Annotated in this window: 19 protein-coding genes; 5 read left to right on the top strand and 14 right to left on the bottom strand. The window is 70.1% G+C overall.

Annotated features, from left to right (window positions below; genetic code table 11):
• Nucleotides 1-68 precede the first annotated feature (68 nt).
• The 8 genes from ACIHCX_RS03100 to ACIHCX_RS03065 form a co-directional block, all read right to left on the bottom strand.
• The gene (locus ACIHCX_RS03100; RefSeq protein ID WP_400026004.1) at nt 69-254 is read right to left on the bottom strand and encodes a hypothetical protein; all 186 of its coding nucleotides are present in this window, start codon (nt 252-254) and stop codon (nt 69-71) included.
• A complete protein-coding gene (locus tag ACIHCX_RS03095) occupies nt 251-454 on the bottom strand; it encodes a hypothetical protein (RefSeq protein ID WP_400026003.1) in 204 nt (67 codons plus the stop codon). Before ACIHCX_RS03095 ends, ACIHCX_RS03100 begins: the two co-directional genes overlap by 4 nt.
• Nucleotides 454-654, bottom strand: coding sequence for a hypothetical protein (locus ACIHCX_RS03090; RefSeq protein ID WP_400026001.1), 201 nt, complete (start codon nt 652-654; stop codon nt 454-456). Before ACIHCX_RS03090 ends, ACIHCX_RS03095 begins: the two co-directional genes overlap by 1 nt.
• Nucleotides 651-803 (bottom strand): hypothetical protein, encoded by a 153-nt coding sequence (locus tag ACIHCX_RS03085; protein WP_400025999.1) that lies wholly within the window; start codon nt 801-803, stop codon nt 651-653. Before ACIHCX_RS03085 ends, ACIHCX_RS03090 begins: the two co-directional genes overlap by 4 nt.
• On the bottom strand, nt 800-1,069 hold the full coding sequence (locus ACIHCX_RS03080) for a hypothetical protein (RefSeq protein ID WP_400025998.1): 270 nt from the start codon (nt 1,067-1,069) through the stop codon (nt 800-802). The genes ACIHCX_RS03085 and ACIHCX_RS03080 overlap by 4 nt, the downstream gene beginning before the upstream one ends.
• Nucleotides 1,066-1,881, bottom strand: coding sequence for a phage antirepressor N-terminal domain-containing protein (locus ACIHCX_RS03075; protein WP_400025996.1), 816 nt, complete (start codon nt 1,879-1,881; stop codon nt 1,066-1,068). The genes ACIHCX_RS03080 and ACIHCX_RS03075 overlap by 4 nt, the downstream gene beginning before the upstream one ends.
• 87 nt (nt 1,882-1,968) lie before the next feature.
• Entirely contained in the window at nt 1,969-2,286 is a 318-nt protein-coding gene (locus ACIHCX_RS03070; RefSeq protein ID WP_400025995.1) for a hypothetical protein, read from the bottom strand.
• Nucleotides 2,283-2,495 (bottom strand): helix-turn-helix domain-containing protein, encoded by a 213-nt coding sequence (locus tag ACIHCX_RS03065; protein ID WP_400025993.1) that lies wholly within the window; start codon nt 2,493-2,495, stop codon nt 2,283-2,285. Before ACIHCX_RS03065 ends, ACIHCX_RS03070 begins: the two co-directional genes overlap by 4 nt.
• 217 nt (nt 2,496-2,712) lie before the next feature.
• Here ACIHCX_RS03065 and ACIHCX_RS03060 point away from each other — a divergent pair, with 217 nt between their 5' ends.
• Genes ACIHCX_RS03060 through ACIHCX_RS03050 form a run of 3 tightly spaced genes read left to right on the top strand, consistent with a single transcriptional unit; the run spans nt 2,713 to nt 4,985 of the window.
• Nucleotides 2,713-3,210, top strand: coding sequence for a helix-turn-helix domain-containing protein (locus tag ACIHCX_RS03060; RefSeq protein ID WP_400025992.1), 498 nt, complete (start codon nt 2,713-2,715; stop codon nt 3,208-3,210).
• Nucleotides 3,211-3,255: 45 nt separating this feature from the next.
• Nucleotides 3,256-3,711, top strand: a complete 456-nt coding sequence (locus ACIHCX_RS03055; RefSeq protein ID WP_400025991.1) for a hypothetical protein — start codon at nt 3,256-3,258, stop codon at nt 3,709-3,711.
• A gap of 14 nt (nt 3,712-3,725) precedes the next feature.
• Nucleotides 3,726-4,985: a hypothetical protein gene (locus ACIHCX_RS03050; protein ID WP_400025990.1), complete on the top strand. Its 1,260-nt coding sequence runs from the start codon at nt 3,726-3,728 to the stop codon at nt 4,983-4,985.
• A 44-nt stretch (nt 4,986-5,029) separates the two neighbouring features.
• Here ACIHCX_RS03050 and ACIHCX_RS03045 read toward each other — a convergent pair whose 3' ends face one another.
• A complete protein-coding gene (locus tag ACIHCX_RS03045) occupies nt 5,030-5,389 on the bottom strand; it encodes a chorismate mutase (protein WP_400025988.1) in 360 nt (119 codons plus the stop codon).
• Between the two features lie 115 nt (nt 5,390-5,504).
• Here ACIHCX_RS03045 and ACIHCX_RS03040 point away from each other — a divergent pair, with 115 nt between their 5' ends.
• Both ACIHCX_RS03040 and ACIHCX_RS03035 read left to right on the top strand, forming a co-directional pair.
• On the top strand, nt 5,505-6,404 hold the full coding sequence (locus tag ACIHCX_RS03040; RefSeq protein ID WP_400025987.1) for a hypothetical protein: 900 nt from the start codon (nt 5,505-5,507) through the stop codon (nt 6,402-6,404).
• 270 nt (nt 6,405-6,674) lie between these two features.
• Nucleotides 6,675-7,589: a chitosanase gene (locus ACIHCX_RS03035; protein WP_400025986.1), complete on the top strand. Its 915-nt coding sequence runs from the start codon at nt 6,675-6,677 to the stop codon at nt 7,587-7,589.
• 127 nt (nt 7,590-7,716) lie between these two features.
• On the opposite strand, the gene ACIHCX_RS03030 is transcribed toward ACIHCX_RS03035, so the two are convergent.
• The 5 genes from ACIHCX_RS03030 to ACIHCX_RS03010 form a co-directional block, all read right to left on the bottom strand.
• On the bottom strand, nt 7,717-9,180 hold the full coding sequence (locus ACIHCX_RS03030) for a glutamate synthase subunit beta (protein ID WP_400025984.1): 1,464 nt from the start codon (nt 9,178-9,180) through the stop codon (nt 7,717-7,719).
• The gene (gltB, locus tag ACIHCX_RS03025; protein WP_400026601.1) at nt 9,173-13,684 is read right to left on the bottom strand and encodes a glutamate synthase large subunit; all 4,512 of its coding nucleotides are present in this window, start codon (nt 13,682-13,684) and stop codon (nt 9,173-9,175) included. Before gltB ends, ACIHCX_RS03030 begins: the two co-directional genes overlap by 8 nt.
• A gap of 510 nt (nt 13,685-14,194) precedes the next feature.
• Complete coding sequence (locus ACIHCX_RS03020) at nt 14,195-14,926, bottom strand: VIT1/CCC1 transporter family protein (RefSeq protein ID WP_400025983.1); 732 nt, start codon at nt 14,924-14,926, stop codon at nt 14,195-14,197.
• A 237-nt stretch (nt 14,927-15,163) separates the two neighbouring features.
• Nucleotides 15,164-16,174, bottom strand: coding sequence for a prolipoprotein diacylglyceryl transferase (gene lgt / locus ACIHCX_RS03015; protein WP_400025982.1), 1,011 nt, complete (start codon nt 16,172-16,174; stop codon nt 15,164-15,166).
• 84 nt (nt 16,175-16,258) lie between these two features.
• On the bottom strand, nt 16,259-17,032 hold the full coding sequence (locus ACIHCX_RS03010) for a DsbA family protein (RefSeq protein WP_400025980.1): 774 nt from the start codon (nt 17,030-17,032) through the stop codon (nt 16,259-16,261).
• Between the last annotated feature and the right edge of the window lie 18 nt (nt 17,033-17,050).

The following is a 17,050-nucleotide window of genomic DNA, read 5'->3' as shown; positions in this document are numbered from 1 at the left end:
GGCGATCGACTCGCCGAAGAGGAGGAGGAAGACGGTGCCCGAGACGAGCAGGGCGTCGACGATCCAGGTCACCGCGGGTCTCCCATCAGCTCGTCGTCGATCTCGACGAACCCGAGGGCGATGGACTCGGCGAGCCCCTTGTCCTTCACCCAGGCCGGGACGGGCCGGCGGGTGATGCCGAGGCCGGACAGGAGGCCGGGCACGATGACCGGGTCGGCGGTCGTCGGGGTGGGCGGCAGGTCGAGGATGCTCACGCTGCGGCCTCCTGCTCGTGCACGCGCAGCCACTGCCGCCGGTGGTTGTAGCGGACGTGGACGGCTTCGATCTCGTCGACGTACTCGGTGAACGTCCACGGCTTCACACCGCGGGCGCGGCGGGCCATCTCCTGCTCGACGCGGGCGAGCGCGTCCTGCTCCAGATCCGCTAACGGACGGGGTGCGATCGCGGTGGCCATCACGCCGCCTCCTTGAGCCGCGGGGCCTCGGTGCGGACGTCGATCGCGTCCAGCAGGGCCCCGACCGCGCCGGACAGCAGGGCGCAGTCGGCCGCGGTGATCTCCTTGCCGTCCGTGATGGCCTCGCCGATCGGGCCGTGCACCTCGCGGACGTGGTCGAGGACCGCGGCGAGACCGGAGTCGAGGTTGGGAGCGTTCACGGCGTCTCCTCGGGCGTGGTGTCGGGCTGGGTGTCGGTGGGGGCGGGGCGGTCGGCGGGGCGGTCCGCGCGCTGGGAGGCGACGAGGGCGGCGATCCGCTCGCGCAGCGTCGGCAGCGGCACATCCAAGTCGGAGATCGGGCGGGTCACCGGTCGTCACCGCCCCAGGCGTTGCGGGTCTTGCGGTCCTGCTCCCGCTCCCACCAGGCGTAGAAGAGGGCGTCCAGGGCGGCCGGCTTCAGGTCGTCATGCAGGCTGTCCCAGGCGAGACGGCCCACCTCGGACAGGTCGAACCCCTCCGGGTAGATGGCGCGCAGCGTCTCCTCGGCCTGCTCGAAGGCGACCTGCACAGCGGACGGCAGGCGCACGTCGGAGGCGCGCATCAGGGCCTCGAACGCGGTCAGGTCGTAGCTCACGACGCCTCCCCGAGTCCGAGCTGGGTGGGGAACTGGTCGGCGTAGTAGCGGTCCCACGTCTCCTCGAAGACCGGGCGGTGCCGTTCCGTCCACGCCTTCGTCTCGCGCACCGAGCCGTTCGGGAGATCCGACTGCCGCACGCCGATGTCCTCGCCGGTCTGCGCCTGGTAGATGGCCGCGGCACGCCGGCCGAACCAGGACTGCACCGACTCGATGTCGCGGCGCTTCAGGCCCTTGTCCTTCAGGAAGTCCGGCACGTACATGGGGATGTCGAGCGGGTCGACCTCCGGCTCCTCGCCGAGGGCGCGGGCGGCGACGAGGCGGCCCTTCGTCTCCAGCCACTGAGGCGAGACGATCCCGGAGAGGATGGACAGCACCTCGGCCTGCTGCTTGGCGCGGGCGATGAGGGAGTCGAGCTGCTCCTCCGTGGCCCGCGGGTTGATGACGCCGCCCTCGGTCCAGTAGGCGTTGACCGCGGTGGTCGTCTCCTGCTGGTAGGCGACGAGGGTGTCGCGGACTTCGTCGGCGACCTTCGTCTCGTTGACGGTGGCGAGCCACATGAGGAAGGTGCGGACGTCGACGGCGACCATCTGCCGGGTCTTGCCGTCCTCGGCAACCGTGGCGATATCGCAACGGTTGGCCCATGACCGGTCGTTCAGCTTGCGCAGCTGCGCGGGGTAGCTGAGGCCGATCGCTTCGACGGCCGGGCGGAACACCACGTGGGGTTCGCCGTCGACCATCACGGTGTCGATGGAGCCGGCCGACAGGTCGAGCTTGACGACCTTGGGCGGCTCGTGGGGCAGAATGGACACAGGCGGTCCCTTTCGCTTCGTGCGTTCTGGTTGGGGATCGCGAGGTCGTCCCTGGCTTGGCAGTAAGGGGCGACCTCTTTGCTGCCGTCAGGCGGCGCGGGCCGGCTCGCGGGCCGGCTCAGCCGGCGGCGTGGCCTTGCTGCGGGTGCGGGCCGGCTTGGGACTGGAGAACGGCTCGACGGCTCCGAGGCGGCTGTTGCGGAGGATGTCCTCGGCGGTGAAGGTGATCCGGCCGCCGTCCTTGTGGTGGTAGAGCTCCCGCTTGTACGACTTCTCGCGCAGGACGCGGGCCGTGTAGGGCAGGTAGCCGAGGCTGTACACCTCGTCGGGGCTGTAGCGCTTGAGGGGGTCGAGCGGGGGGATGTCGATCTGAGCCGGGGTGGGGGGAGGCTCGAGCTTGGTCACGTCTGCTCCTCGGTTCTGGTGATGGCATCGACTGGGACTTTCAGGGCGTCGGCGATGCGGTGGATGGTGTGGCTCGCGGGGTTGCAGACCTCGCCGCGTTCGATGCGGGAGAGGTGTCCGCGGTCGAGTCCTGTGCGCGTGGCGAGCTCGCGCAGGCCAAGGTTTTGGCCGTTTCGTATGGCCCGGATTGCGGTGCCGCTCGGTCTCACACCCAGAATGTAGGCCCAGGATGCCTACATGTGCAACCCAAGATGCCTACTTTTCTAGGCGGTAGCACAGGGTCAAAGTGTTGGCCATGGGTAAGTCATGCCTAAATTGCACATGTCGCGTGCAACCATTGCTTACCTCTAGCCTCATAAATAGGCAGGTCAAGCATGGCCGAGTAGGCGTGCACGGTTGCAGAGGTATGCGGCATGATGAGGAGTCATGGACCGCGACTGGAGTCGACTCGGCGCCCGACTGGCGCAGGCACGTAAGACCATGGGGCTCAAGCAGCCCGAACTGGCACAGCGCATCAGCGTCGGCCGAGCCACCATCCAGAACATCGAGGCCGGCAAGCCGTTCAAGAACATCACCCCGGCCGTCCGCGCCTACGCGGACGCTGTCGGCTGGACCCACGACTCGGCGGCCCGCGTCCTCGAGGGCGCCGAGCCCGAACTGGCCCAGCCCGCAGCCGGCGACCGCAGCAGCGCATCCGACCTGCCGCCCGACGTAGCCCTGGAGCTGCACAGCGGGCGCACGCTCGGCAGTACCGTCGTCCACCTAGGGCCGAAGGACTCCGACGCGCGGATGATCGTGCTGCTGAAGGGTGGCGTCGACATGACGCCGCAGGAAGTCGAAGAGGCGTTGACCGAGTGGCGCAGGCGCCGCCGTCACCTTCAGGAAGTCACACAGGACACGGACGCCACACCAGACACTCAGTGATCATTACGCCACACGCTGTGTCTTTTGGATCAAAAGTGTGGTTGCATGCCAGGAACCGCCGAGGGGGGCCACTGCTCGGATGGGGAAAACGTGTTGGTGTTGCACGTCGAGCGTGTCAGCGGGCGCTACATAGAGCCTGAGATCATCGATTGCTACAACGGATCCCAGATCAGGATCCACGAAGACGACGTCGGCGAGGACGGGGCCGCCTGGCTCGATCAAGCCTTCACCGACACGACGAAGTTGTGGACGCTACGCCCGCCCTCAACTCGGCCCGGGCCGATCGTGCCCGTCCGCTTCGAGTGCGTAGCCGATCTGCCCGAGCAGTTCGCGATCGTCATCGACGACACTCCCGAGTCGATCACGTATTCGCTTGACGAGAAGTCGGGCATCCTCACCCAGCGCGCCGCGGACACGCTGAGCCGTCTCGCCACCCAGCGCACTCCGCGTTGGTGTCGCTACCCGCAGGGGTATCGCGAGAAGCTAGCCGGCGCACGCTGACGCAAGGGGGCACCATGGCCTACGCCGAGAAGGTCTACAAGGTCGTCAAGGGGAAGAAGACGACGAAGTACACGTGGCGGGCGAGATACAAGCGGCCTGACGGCACGTGGGGTAGCGAGCCGGGCTTCCCGACGAAGACGCTCGCCAAGGAGTGGGGGGAGCAGCAGGAGGCGGCGATCCGTGAGGGCCGCTGGGTCGACCCTGAACTGTCACGTAAGAAGTTCGGTGCCTTCGTGGTGGAGTGGATGGAGGCGCAGAAGCCTCGCGGCCGGACGACGATGAACCGGTGGGAGCGGCTGGAGACGCACATCCTCCCCAAGTGGAAAGACACCCCGCTGATCGCCCTCAACTGGTTCGACGTGGAGGCGTGGGCCCGGGAGTTGGCGCTCACCGCGGCCCGCAGCACGGTGCGGGACTGCGTGCAGCTGATGAGCCGCATTCTCAACGGTGCTGTCGACAAGCGCTACCTGATGGTGAATCCGCTGGCCGGTCGTCGCCTCACCGGCCTGCCCGCCGACGTCGTGAAGAGGAAGGCCGACGAGGACCAGGTGGCGGAGCCGGAGGTTGTGCTGCAGCTCGCCCGCCGTCTCGGGCCCGTCTACGGGCTGCACGTCGTCACCGCGGCGTGGACGGGGGTGCGGTGGGAGGAGCTCGTTGGGCTGCACCGCCGTAACGCTCTCCTTGAGCGCAGGCAGCGTCACGACGGTGGCACCTTCTCCTGCCCGATCCTGCGGATCGACGAGGACGAGGGTGCGCTGGCCGAGTACACGCGGCGGGACGAGGACGGTAAGCGGCGCGCGTACCGCGGGCTGGAGCCGCCGAAGAACGCCAAGTCCGCCCGGGACGTCGACCTGCCGCCGTTCCTGGCTGTGCTGCTGGAGAAGCATCTGGCGGACTGGCCGCACGACTTCGTGTTCACGACGAAGTCGGGGAAGTGGTGGTGGCGGAGCTACTGGTTCGAGGTGCTGCGGCCCGCGGCGGACGGGCGGGAGGAGCGGCAGCCGGGCCGTGGCCGGCCGGCGAGCCCGGCGTGGGAGCCGATCATGTCGGGGTTGACGATGCGGGATCTGCGGCACACGCACGACAGTTGGCAGGAGCAGGTCGATGTGGCGCCGGTGTTGGGGTACGAGCAGATGGGGCACAAGTATCCTGGGATCAAGGGCACGTACCGGCATCCGACGCCGTCGATGCGGATCCATCGGCTTGATGGGTTGCAGGGGTTGTATGAGCGGGCGATGCGGAACCTGGGTTGGGAGAGTGTCTGGGAGGGCTGACCCCCCAAATATCTCCTAAACGATCAGTTTCCGCAGTGGGCACGTCAAGATCCCGGAGTGTCTTCGCTGGTCACAGCGTCTTCTGCGATCCGTTCATGGTGCCTGATTACTTCAGCGATGATGAAGTTCAGGAACTTCTCGGCGAACGCGGGGTCCAGTTTGGCGTCCTCGGCCAGGGCGCGCAGGCGGGCGATCTGCCGGGCCTCGCGGGCCGGGTCGGCGGGCGGCAGCTGGTGGGCGGCCTTGAGGTGGCCGACCTGCTGGGTCGCCTTGAACCGCTCGGCGAGCATGTGGACGACGGCCGCGTCGATGTTGTCGATGCTGTCGCGCAGCCGCGCGAGTTCTTCGTTGACGCCGGCGCCGACGGGGTCGGTGTCACCGGTGGCGGTGTTGCTGGTGGTCATGGGCGCCCACCCTACGGGGTGGGCAGGCGCCGGACGGGCGGGTGAGGATCCGCGTGCCCGCGCCTGCCCGCCTACAGTGGGAAGCAGTTGAGGGCGTCTCCTTGGGGGTTCGGACGTGGCGAACGGCGGACCGGTGGTGCACGGCTTCCCGCATCTGGAGACGGTGCGGGCCGCGATCACCTCGCTCTACAAGCGGCTCTCGTACGGCACCGTGCAGACGTTCGCGACCAGCGTGGCCCCGGCCGACGTCGCCTTCTGCGACACCGACGACCTGCATCTGGGGACGCAGCGCGTGGCCCACGAGCTGGTCCGCCACTTCCGGCTGCCGGACGCCCGCATGATCGTCAGCTTCCGCGAGATGACGCACGCGGCGAACGTCGAGCTGGCGGCGGGCCCCGAGTACTTCGTCGAGCTGAACGACCGCTTCCGCACCCACCGCCGGGACATCGGCGCGGCCCTCGCCCACGAGGTGACCCACGTCTACCTGCACCGCCTGGACCTGTCCTTCCCCAGCACCCGCGACAACGAGATCCTCACGGACACGGTGGCGACGTACCTGGGCGCGGGCTGGCTGCTGCTGGACGCCTTCCGGGAGGACGGCGTGTCGTCGCAGAAACTCGGCTACCTCACGCCGGAGGAGTTCGGCTATGTGCTGGCCAAGCGGGCGCTGGTGTTCGGCGAGGACCCCTCGACGTGGTTCACCAGCCCGCAGGGGTACGAGGCGTACGTCAAGGGCATGGCCAGGGCCCGCCGTGACGAGCAGCAGCCGCCCCTGACGGCGGCGGGCTGGGCGGGCCGCCGCCGGTACGCGCGCGACCGCCGGCACGCCCAGGACCACGGCCAAGTGCCGCTCCCCCAGCCGGAAGCGCCGTACTGCTTCAGCCCCGGCGGCCGCGAGCCTCTGCGGGTGTCCTTCGCCTGCCCCACCTGCCACCAGCGCATCAGGGTTCCGGTCCAGGGCCGGATGCGCGCCCGGTGCGCCCTGTGCCGCACGGTTCTGGAGTGCGACACCTGACCTGAGCACGGTTCCGGGATCGCGGGCCCCGCCTTTACCATCTGTCACAGCAGTTCGCTATTTTGTTCGCCGCCGTCCCCACCGATGCTCGGGCGTGGGCCGGCGGGGGGCGGCGTCGACCGGTGCATGGCGGGCCTGCTGCTGTGGTTGGTGTCTTCGCCGGCCTCACGTCCCGGCGGGCCCTGCTGGTCCTGCTCATGACGCTCAGCTGGGCGAAGGTCTCGGAACTGTCGGGAGGGGCGGCCTGATCAGGCCGTACGGGTATCTGTCATGAAACGTCCTGGAATATTGCTTCTGGTGGCCGCTCCAGTCGTCGCGTTCGCGGTGCTGCTCGCCGTCGATCCCCGGGATCCGGGTCCGGACACGGGGACGGGGAAGCACGCGTCGGTCGCCCACGAGTCCCGCAAGGGCACCAAGGCGCGTGCCGAGCGGTCGCAGGAGGAGGCCGAGGACGACGAGGTGGTCGCCGATGCCGCGCCGGGGCTCGCCGCGCCCAAGAAGAAGGATCTGGCCCAGCAACTCGTGGCGAGCGCCGTGCACTCCACGCTCGACTGGCGCAGCAGCTACGGCTCCATCGAGGACTTCGGCGACGGCCAGGGGTACACCGCGGGCATCATCGGCTTCTGCACCGGCACCCAGGACCTGCTCACGCTGGTCGAGCACTACACCAAGGACCACCCGGACAACGCCCTCGCCGCGTACCTGCCGGCGCTGCGCGAGGTCGACGGCACGGACTCCCACGAGGGCCTGGACCCCGGCTTCACCGCGGCCTGGAAGGCCGAGTCGGAGCTGCCGGCCTTCCGCGAGGCCCAGGAGGCGGAGCGCGACCGCGCCTACTTCAACCCCGCCGTCCGCCTCGCCAAGCTGGACGGCCTGGGCACGCTCGGCCAGTTCGTCTACTACGACGCGATGGTCTTCCACGGCCCCGGCACCGACCCCGACAGCTTCTACGGCCTGCGCGAGCGCGTCCTGCAGGAGGTCGACACCCCGGCCATGGGCGGCAGCGAGAAGGCGTACCTCGACATCTTCCTGGACATTCACCGCAAGATCATGAAGGAGACGAAGCCCGACGTCGGCACCGAGCGCATCGACGCGGCCCAGCGGCAGTTCCTGAACGACGGGAACCTGGATCTTCAGGCTCCGCTGGTGTGGACGCTGCACGGCAAGACGTACCGGGTGCCCTAGGCACTGGCGCATGCGGCGGCGCCTGCCCGGTCGTCCGGTCGGGGACTGGGGCAGGCGCCGTCTGGTGCTCCGTACGCCGTTGTACGGACGTCTGCACGGGGACCGTCGGGTCCCCCGGTGGCCGTCGTCAGACCGTCAGCGCGCGGTCCGTCGGCCGGATCGGGGCCGGCAGGTCGCCGGCGCCCCTGAGATGGCGGTCGACACCGCTGGCGGCGGAGCGGCCCTCGGCGATGGCCCACACGATGAGGGACTGGCCGCGGCCGGCGTCACCGGCGACGAAGACACCCGGCACGTTGGTCTGGAAGTCGGCGTCACGGGCGATGTTACCGCGCTCGTCCAGTTCCAGGCCGAACTGGTCGACCAGGCCGTTCTCCCGGTCCGTGCCGGTGAAGCCCATGGCGAGGGTGACCAGCTGGGCCGGGATCCTGCGCTCGCTGCCCGGCTTCCGGGCCGGCCTGCCGTCCACGAACTCGACCTCGGCCAGGTGCAGCCACTGCACGTTGCCGTCCTCGTCGCCCTCGAAGTGGGTCGTGGAGGCCGAGTAGATCCGCTCGCCGCCCTCCTCGTGGGCCGAGGTGACCTTGTAGAGGATCGGGAAGGTCGGCCAGGGCTGGTCGACCGGGTGCCGCTCGTCGTTCGGACGCGGCATGATCTCCAGCTGGGTGACGGAGGCGGCGCCCTGGCGGTGGGCGGTGCCCACGCAGTCCGCGCCCGTGTCACCGCCGCCGATCACGACGACGTGCTTGCCCTGCGCCGAGATCGGGGCCACCACATAGTCGCCCTCCTGGACCTTGTTGGCCAGGGGCAGGTACTCCATCGCCTGGTGCACGCCCCGCAGTTCACGGCCGGGGACGGGCAGGTCGCGGGCGGTGGTGGAGCCGGCGGCGACGACGACCGCGTCGTAGCGCTTCCTCAGGTCGGTGGCCTTCAGGTCGCGGCCGACCTCGACGCCGGTGCGGAAGCGGGTGCCCTCCGCGCGCATCTGCTCGACACGGCGGTTGATGTGCCGCTTCTCCATCTTGAACTCGGGGATGCCGTAGCGCAGGAGGCCGCCGACGCGGTCCGCGCGCTCGTAGACGGCGACCGTGTGGCCCGCCCTGGTCAGCTGCTGGGCGGCGGCCAGGCCCGCCGGTCCCGACCCGATGACGGCGACGGTCCTGCCGGACAGCCGCTCGGGGACGCGCGGGGCGACGTCGCCGTTCTCCCACGCCTGGTCGATGATCGAGACCTCGACGTTCTTGATGGTCACCGGCGGCCGGCTGATGCCGAGCACACAGGCCGACTCGCAGGGCGCCGGGCACAGCCGGCCGGTGAACTCGGGGAAGTTGTTGGTCGCGTGCAGCCGTTCGGAGGCGGCGGCCCAGTCCCCGCGGTAGGCGTAGTCGTTCCACTCCGGGATCAGGTTCCCGAGCGGACAGCCGTTGTGGCAGAACGGGATGCCGCAGTCCATGCACCGGCCGGCCTGCCTGCTGATGATCGGCAGCAGCGAGCCGGGGACGTGGACCTCGTTCCAGTCCTTGGTGCGCTCCTCGACCGGGCGGGACTCTGCGACCTCGCGGCCGTGGTTCAGAAAGCCCTTCGGGTCAGCCATGGATCGCCGCCTCCATCATCTTCTCGGTGATCTCGGTCTCGGACAGACCGGCCCGCTCGGCGGCGTCCTTGGCGGCGAGCACTGCCTTGTACGTACGGGGGATGATCTTGCTGAAGCGCTCCACCGCCGTGTCCCACTCGGCGAGCAGCTTCTCGGCGACGGTCGAGCCCGTCTCCTCCTGGTGCCGGCGCACGACGTCGTGCAGCCACTGCCGGTCGAAGGCGTCCAGCGCCTCGACCGCCGCCGCGTTGCCGGGGTTGACGTTGTCGCGGTCGAGGTCGACGACGTAGGCGATGCCGCCGGACATGCCGGCCGCGAAGTTGCGGCCGGTCTCGCCGAGGACCACCGCGCGCCCGCCGGTCATGTACTCGCAGCCGTGGTCCCCCACGCCCTCGGAGACGACCGTCGCGCCGGAGTTGCGCACGCAGAACCGCTCACCGGTCCTGCCGCGCAGGAACATCTCGCCGCCGGTCGCGCCGTAGGCGAGAGTGTTGCCCGCGATGACGCTGTACTCGGCGAGATGGTCGGCGGCGCGGTCCGGACGGACCACGATCCGGCCGCCCGACAGGCCCTTGCCGACGTAGTCGTTGGCGTCGCCCTCCAGGCGCAACGTGATCCCGCGCGGCACGAAGGCGCCGAAGGACTGGCCTGCCGAGCCGGTGAAGGTGATGTCGATGGTGTCGTCGGGCAGTCCCGCACCGCCGAACCGCTTCGTCACCTCGTGGCCGAGCATGGTGCCGACCGTGCGGTTGATGTTGCGGATGGCGACCCGGGCGCGCACCGGCTGCGCGTCGGCGGCGCCGGTCGCGGCCAGGGAGTCGGCGGCGAGCCTGATCAGCTCGTTGTCGAGCGCCTTCTCCAGGCCGTGGTCCTGGGCGGTCACCTGGTGGCGCACCGCGCCCTCGGGCAGCTGGGGCACGTGGAACAGCGGCTCCAGGTCCAGGCCCTGCGCCTTCCAGTGGTCGACCGCCCGGGTCACGTCGAGGACCTCGGCGTGGCCGACGGCCTCCTCGATGGAGCGGAAGCCCAGTTCGGCGAGGAGTTCGCGGACCTCCTCGGCGATGAACCGGAAGAAGTTCGCCACGTGCTCGGCCTGCCCGGTGAACCGCTCGCGCAGCACCGGGTTCTGGGTGGCGATGCCGACCGGGCAGGTGTCCAGGTGGCACACGCGCATCATGATGCAGCCGGAGACGACCAGCGGCGCGGTCGCGAAACCGAACTCCTCGGCGCCCAGCAGCGCGGCGATCACCACGTCGCGGCCGGTCTTGAGCTGGCCGTCGGTCTGCACGACGATGCGGTCCCGCAGTCCGTTGAGCAGGAGCGTCTGCTGGGTCTCGGCCAGGCCCAGCTCCCAGGGGCCGCCCGCGTGCTTCAGCGAGGTCAGCGGGGAGGCACCGGTACCGCCGTCGTGTCCGGAGATCAGGACCACGTCCGCGTGCGCCTTGGAGACGCCCGCGGCGACCGTGCCGACGCCGACCTCGGAGACCAGCTTGACGTGGATCCGCGCCCGCGGGTTCGCGTTCTTCAGGTCGTGGATCAGCTGGGCCAGGTCCTCGATGGAGTAGATGTCGTGGTGCGGCGGCGGGGAGATCAGGCCGACGCCCGGGGTCGAGTGCCGGGTCCTGGCCACCCACGGGTAGACCTTGTGGCCGGGCAGCTGGCCGCCCTCGCCGGGCTTGGCGCCCTGGGCCATCTTGATCTGGATGTCGTCGGAGTTGACGAGGTACTCGCTGGTCACCCCGAAGCGGCCGGAGGCCACCTGCTTGATGGCGGACCGGCGGGCCGGGTCGTACAGGCGGTCCGCGTCCTCGCCGCCCTCGCCCGTGTTGGACTTGCCGCCCAGCTGGTTCATGGCGATGGCGAGGGTCTCGTGCGCCTCCTTGGAGATGGAGCCGTACGACATGGCGCCGGTGGAGAAGCGCCTGACGATCTCGCTGACCGGCTCGACCTCGTCGACGGGGATCGGCGCGCGGCCGGAGGCGAAGCCGAACAGGCCGCGGAGCGTCATCAGGCGCTCGGACTGCTCGTTCACCCGGTCCGTGTACTTCCTGAAGATGTCGTAGCGGCCGGTGCGCGTGGAGTGCTGGAGGCGGAAGACCGTCTCCGGGTCGAACAGGTGCGGCTCGCCCTCGCGGCGCCACTGGTACTCGCCGCCGATCTCCAGCGCGCGGTGCGCCGGGGCGATGCCGGAGGCCGGGTAGGCCTTGGCGTGGCGGGCGGCGACCTCCTCGGCGACGACGTCGATGCCGACGCCGCCGATCTTGGTGGTGGTGCCGTTGAAGTACTGGTCGACGAAGCCGTCGTCCAGGCCGACGGCCTCGAAGACCTGGGCGCCGCGGTAGGAGGCGACGGTGGAGATGCCCATCTTGGACATGACCTTCAGCACGCCCTTGCCGAGGGCGTGGATGAGGTTGCGCAGGGCGTTCTCGGGCTCGCCGCCCGGCAGGAAGGTGCCGGCGCGGACCAGGTCCTCGACGGACTCCATGGCCAGGTACGGGTTGACCGCGGCGGCGCCGTAGCCGATCAGCAGGGCGACGTGGTGGACCTCGCGGACGTCGCCGGCCTCCACCAGCAGGCCCACGTGGGTGCGCTGCTTGGTGCGGATCAGGTGGTGGTGGACGGCCGCGGTGAGCAGCAGCGACGGGATCGGGGCGTGCTCGGCGTCCGAGTGGCGGTCGGTCAGGACGATCAGGCGGGCGCCGTTGCCGATGGCGGCGTCGGCCTCGGCGCAGATCTCCTCGATGCGCGCGGCCAGCGCGTCGCCGCCGCCGGAGACCCGGTACAGGCCGGAGAGGGTCGCGGCCTTGAAGCCGGGCATGTCGCCGTCGGCGTTGATGTGGATGAGCTTGGCCAGCTCGTCGTTGTCGATCACCGGGAAGGGCAGGACGACGCTGCGGCAGGAGGCCGCGGTCGGCTGGAGCAGGTTGCCCTGCGGGCCGAGCGAGCTGCGCAGGGAGGTGACCAGCTCCTCGCGGATCGCGTCCAGCGGCGGGTTGGTGACCTGCGCGAACAGCTGGGTGAAGTAGTCGAAGAGCAGCCGCGGGCGCTCGGAGAGGGCCGCGATCGGCGAGTCGGTGCCCATGGAGCCGATCGGCTCGGCGCCGGTCCTGGCCATCGGTGCGAGCAGGACGCGCAGCTCCTCCTCGGTGTAGCCGAAGGTCTGCTGGCGGCGGGTGACCGAGGCGTGGGTGTGCACGATGTGCTCGCGCTCGGGCAGGTCGCCCAGCTCGATCTCGCCGGCCTGGACCCAGTCGGCGTAGGGCTGCTCGGCGGCGAGGGACTCCTTGATCTCGTCGTCCTCGATGATGCGGTGCTCGGCGGTGTCGACGAGGAACATGCGGCCGGGCTGGAGGCGGCCCTTGCGGACGACCCTGGCCGGGTCGATGTCGAGCACGCCGACCTCGGAGCCGAGGACGACGAGGCCGTCGTCGGTGACCCAGTAGCGGCCGGGGCGCAGGCCGTTGCGGTCGAGCACGGCGCCGACCTGGGTGCCGTCGGTGAAGGTGACGCAGGCCGGTCCGTCCCAGGGCTCCATCATCGTGGAGTGGTACTCGTAGAAGGCGCGCCGGGCCGGGTCCATGGCGTCGTGGTTCTCCCACGCCTCCGGGATCATCATCAGCACGGCGTGCGGCAGCGAGCGGCCGCCGAGGTGGAGCAGTTCCAGGACCTCGTCGAAGGAGGCGGAGTCGGAGGCGCCCGGCGTGCACACCGGGAAGATCCGCTCCAGCGTCTCCCGGGGACCGAACAGGTCGGAGGCCAGCCGGGACTCCCGGGCGCGCATCCAGTTGCGGTTGCCCTGGACGGTGTTGATCTCGCCGTTGTGCGCGACGAAGCGGTACGGGTGCGCGAGCGGCCAGCTCGGGAAGGTGTTCGTGGAGAAGCGGGAGTGGACGAGCGCGATGGCCGAGGCGAAGCGGCGGTCGGACAGGTCCGGGAAGAAGGGCTCCAGCTGACCGGTGGTGAGCATGCCCTTGTAGACGAGGGTGCGGGCCGACAGCGACGGGAAGTAGACGCCGGCCTCGCGCTCGGCGCGCCCCCGCAGCGCGAACGCCTTGCGGTCCAGGGCGATGCCCCCGCTCATGCCGTCGGAGACGAACAGCTGGCGGAAGACGGGCATGGTGGAGCGGGCGGTGGCGCCGAGCAGTTCGGGGGCGACCGGGACCTCGCGCCAGCCGAGGACGGTCAGGCCCTCGTCGGCCGCGATCGCCTCGATACGGGAGACAACCTCCTCGGTGCCGTCCTCGGGCAGGAAGGCGATGCCGACGGCGTAGGCGCCGGCCGCGGGCAGTTCGAATCCGGCCACCTTGCGCAGGAACGCGTCGGGCACCTGGGAGAGCAGGCCGGCGCCGTCGCCGGAGTCGGGCTCGGAGCCGGTCGCGCCGCGGTGTTCCAGGTTGCGCAGAACCGTGAGCGCCTGCTCGACCAGCGCATGGCTCGCCTCGCCGGTGAGGGTGGCGACGAAGCCGACGCCGCAGGCGTCGTGCTCGTAGCGGGGGTCGTACATGCCCTGTGCGGCAGGGCGGGCATCCATGAACGACCAGTTCTGGTCGTTCGCGGAGTGCTGGGACGGCTGGCGCGGCATACGCATCGGCTCTCCCGTCGTCGTCATCTGGCGTGGGGGTCCCCTCCAGGCCGTTCAGGCTCTGGGGGAACGCGTGCCGAGGGACGACGCTGGCCCTCTGTCTGAAATGCAATATTTCGTGCAGATTACATGATGGCGGGTTTCTCGGGAATCGGAAACCGTGTTCCAGCATGCGGGCACCTCGGGCTGACGGCGGTGGACCGCGCCCGGCGGTGAAAGCTGTGGGGCGACGGCGGACGAGATCGGTCGGATCGGTGTCCGTCGGCCCGGGGAAGAGCAGGAAAGGGCGGAGTCGCCCGGCCCTGCGCATGCGGGTCAGGCCTCATTGCCTGTGAGTGCTTACGGCTCATGCCCCGCGGTCACACGGTCGAAACCAACGAGTGGACGAGCGACGGTGTACTTATACGGCGATGCGCATAAGCGTCAGCGGGCTCATCCTACGGCGGTTCCGAACAGGGTGCCCAGGGCGTAGGTCACAGCGGCGGCGGCACCACCCAGGGCAAGCTGCCGCAAACCGCTGTACCACCAGGTCCGCGCCGTCACCTTGGCCACCACCGCGCCACAGGCGAACAGTCCGACGAGGGCGAGCAGCACGGCCGGCCACAGCGCGGAGGCGCCCAGCAGGTACGGCAGCAGCGGCAGGAGCGCGCCGAGCGCGAACGAACCGAACGACGACACCGCGGCCACCAGCGGGGAGGGCAGGTCGCCAGGGTCGATCCCCAGCTCCTCCCGGGCGTGAATCTCCAGGGCCTGCTCGGGATCCTTCGACAGCTGCCGGGCCACCTCCTCGGCGAGCCCGGGCTCCACGCCGCGCGAGACGTACAGGGCGGCGAGCTCCCGCTCCTCGTCCTCCGGGTGCTTGCGCAGCTCGCGGCGCTCGACGTCCAGCTCGGCCTGGACCAGCTCGCGCTGCGAGGCGACGGAGGTGTACTCGCCGGCGGCCATGGAGAAGGCACCCGCCGCAAGGCCCGCGAGGCCGGTGAGGACGATGGTCTGCTGGCCCACCGCGCCGCCCGCCACACCGGTCATCAGGGCGAGGTTGGAGACCAGGCCGTCCATCGCGCCGAAGACCGCGGGGCGCAGCCAGCCACCGTTCACGTCGCGGTGCGTGTGGTTGTCGCGGTGCGCCTCGTGGAGCGTCGCTTCGGTGTCGATGATGGCCATGGCGTGGTCCCCCTGCGAGCTGGGCGCGAACTTAGGTAAGGCTGACTTTTGGACGAGGTCTATTTTTCGACAACACCGAATCTACGCTCGAAATTTCACCGCCGCCAGCAAGGGAAGGCTGGGCTAACCTGCGGTTTTGCGTGGTCGCGCTCGTTCGCGACCTGACCTCCGGGCGCCGAACAGCGAGGGCGCCCCGGTGGTCCGGGGCGCCCTCGCCTGCGTACGACCGGCCGGCCGTCAGCTCTTCCGCGCCGACTCGGCTCCGTCCTTCAGGTCGTCCTTCGCATCGTCGTTCGCGCTGTCCGTCGCTCCGGAGGACACGTCGGCGGTCGCTCGCGCGTCCTCCGTGCCCTGCGCGTCCCGCTCTCCGGCCGGCTTCTCGTCCTCGGTGCCCGCGCCGGTCCCGTCCGCGGCCGCCTCCTCGGAGGGTGCCAGGTCCGGCTCGACCTGCGGTTCGCGGCCCGGCCGCTTCTTGGCGGACACCCAGATGTAGGCCACCGCGAGCAGGAAGACGAGCAGCGCCGTCCAGTCGTTGAGCCGCACGCCCAGGAAGTGGTGGGCGTCGTCGACGCGCATGTACTCGATCCAGGCGCGGCCCACGCAGTACGCGGCGACGTACAGCGCGAACGCCCGTCCGTGGCCCAGCTTGAAGCGGCGGTCGGCCCAGATGACCAGGAAGCCGACACCGACGCACCACAGGGACTCGTACAGGAACGTCGGGTGGTAGTACCCCGGCATCCGGCCGTCCGTCGCGGAGGTGATGTGCAGCGCCCACGGAACGTGCGTCTCGCTGCCGTACAGCTCCTGGTTGAACCAGTTGCCCCAGCGGCCGATCGCCTGGGCGAAGGCGATGCCCGGGGCCACGGCGTCGGCGTACGCGGGCATCGGGATGCCCCGGCGCCGGGCGCCGATCCAGGCGCCGAGCCCGCCGAGCGCGATCGCGCCCCAGATACCGAGGCCGCCCTCCCACACCTTGAAGGCGTCCACCCAGTCACGGCCCTCGCTGAAGTACAGCTCGTAGTCCGTGATCACGTGGTAGAGGCGTCCGCCGACCAGGCCGAAGGGCACGGCCCAGACCGCGATGTCGGCCACCGTGCCGGTCCGCCCGCCCCGGGCGATCCAGCGCTTGTTGCCGAGCCAGACGGCAACGAAGACGCCGATGATGATGCAGAACGCGTAGCCGCGCAACGGAATCGGGCCGAGGTACAGCACACCGCGCGACGGGCTGGGAATGTAGGCAAGTTCCATGGCAGGGTCGACGCTACCGCAGCCGGAGCGGGACGGCCGCAAGCAGCCCGGCTACGGGTCCATAACGGGCGGTTCGTGCCTCACTCATTTGGTGTCGGCCGCCTCCACCATCTGCTTCAGCTTCGCCGGGGTCATCGTCTGGTCCTGGAGGATGTTCTTCCCGTTCAGCAGGACGGTCGGGGTGCCCGAGAAGCTGCCGGCCTGGAAGGCCTGGTGGGACTTGTCGACCCAGCCGTCGTGCGTGCCGTCCTTGACGCACTTGTCGAAGGCCGGGGTGTTCAGGCCACTCACCTTGCCCGCGAGCTGGATGAGCTTGGTGTTGTCGGCGAAGGCGTCGTCGGTCTCCTTGGGCTGGTTCTCATAGAGCACGTTGTGGTAGGCGGGGAACTTGCCGGTGTCCTGGGCGCAGGCGGCCGCGTTGGCCGCGCGCAGGGAGCCGGTGCCCCCGAGGTTGCCGTCGATCAGCCTGACCAGGTGGTACTCGATTCTGAGCTTGCCGGAGTCGGTCAGCTCGCGGATCGTCGGCCGGTACGCCGTCTCGAAGGCCTGGCAGGCCGGGCAGCGGAAGTCCTCCCACACGGTGAGCGTCGACTTGGCTCCGTCCCGGCCGACCGGGATCGCCAGGCTGTCCTTGCCCTGCGCGCCGGAGGGCGCCACGACCGGGCCCGCGCTGCTGCTCTTGTGCTTGCCGGAGTTGGCGGCCACCACGCCGATCACCGCCGCCAGGCCCAGGACGCAGACCACGGTCGCGGCCACGATCAGCGTGCGCCGCCGCCTCTCCGCGGACTTCTGCTTCTCGCGCTCGGCCGCCAGGCGCTGTCTGGCGCTGCGCTTTCCCTGATGGTTCTTCTCGCTCACACCCCCCTGAACGAACCG

Origin of the sequence: Streptomyces sp. NPDC052043 (genome assembly GCF_044548235.1) — a bacterium.
Classification (GTDB): domain Bacteria; phylum Actinomycetota; class Actinomycetes; order Streptomycetales; family Streptomycetaceae; genus Streptomyces.
The sequence above is the reverse complement of the archived record's forward strand: the minus strand, read 5'-3'. Positions and strand labels throughout refer to the sequence as shown.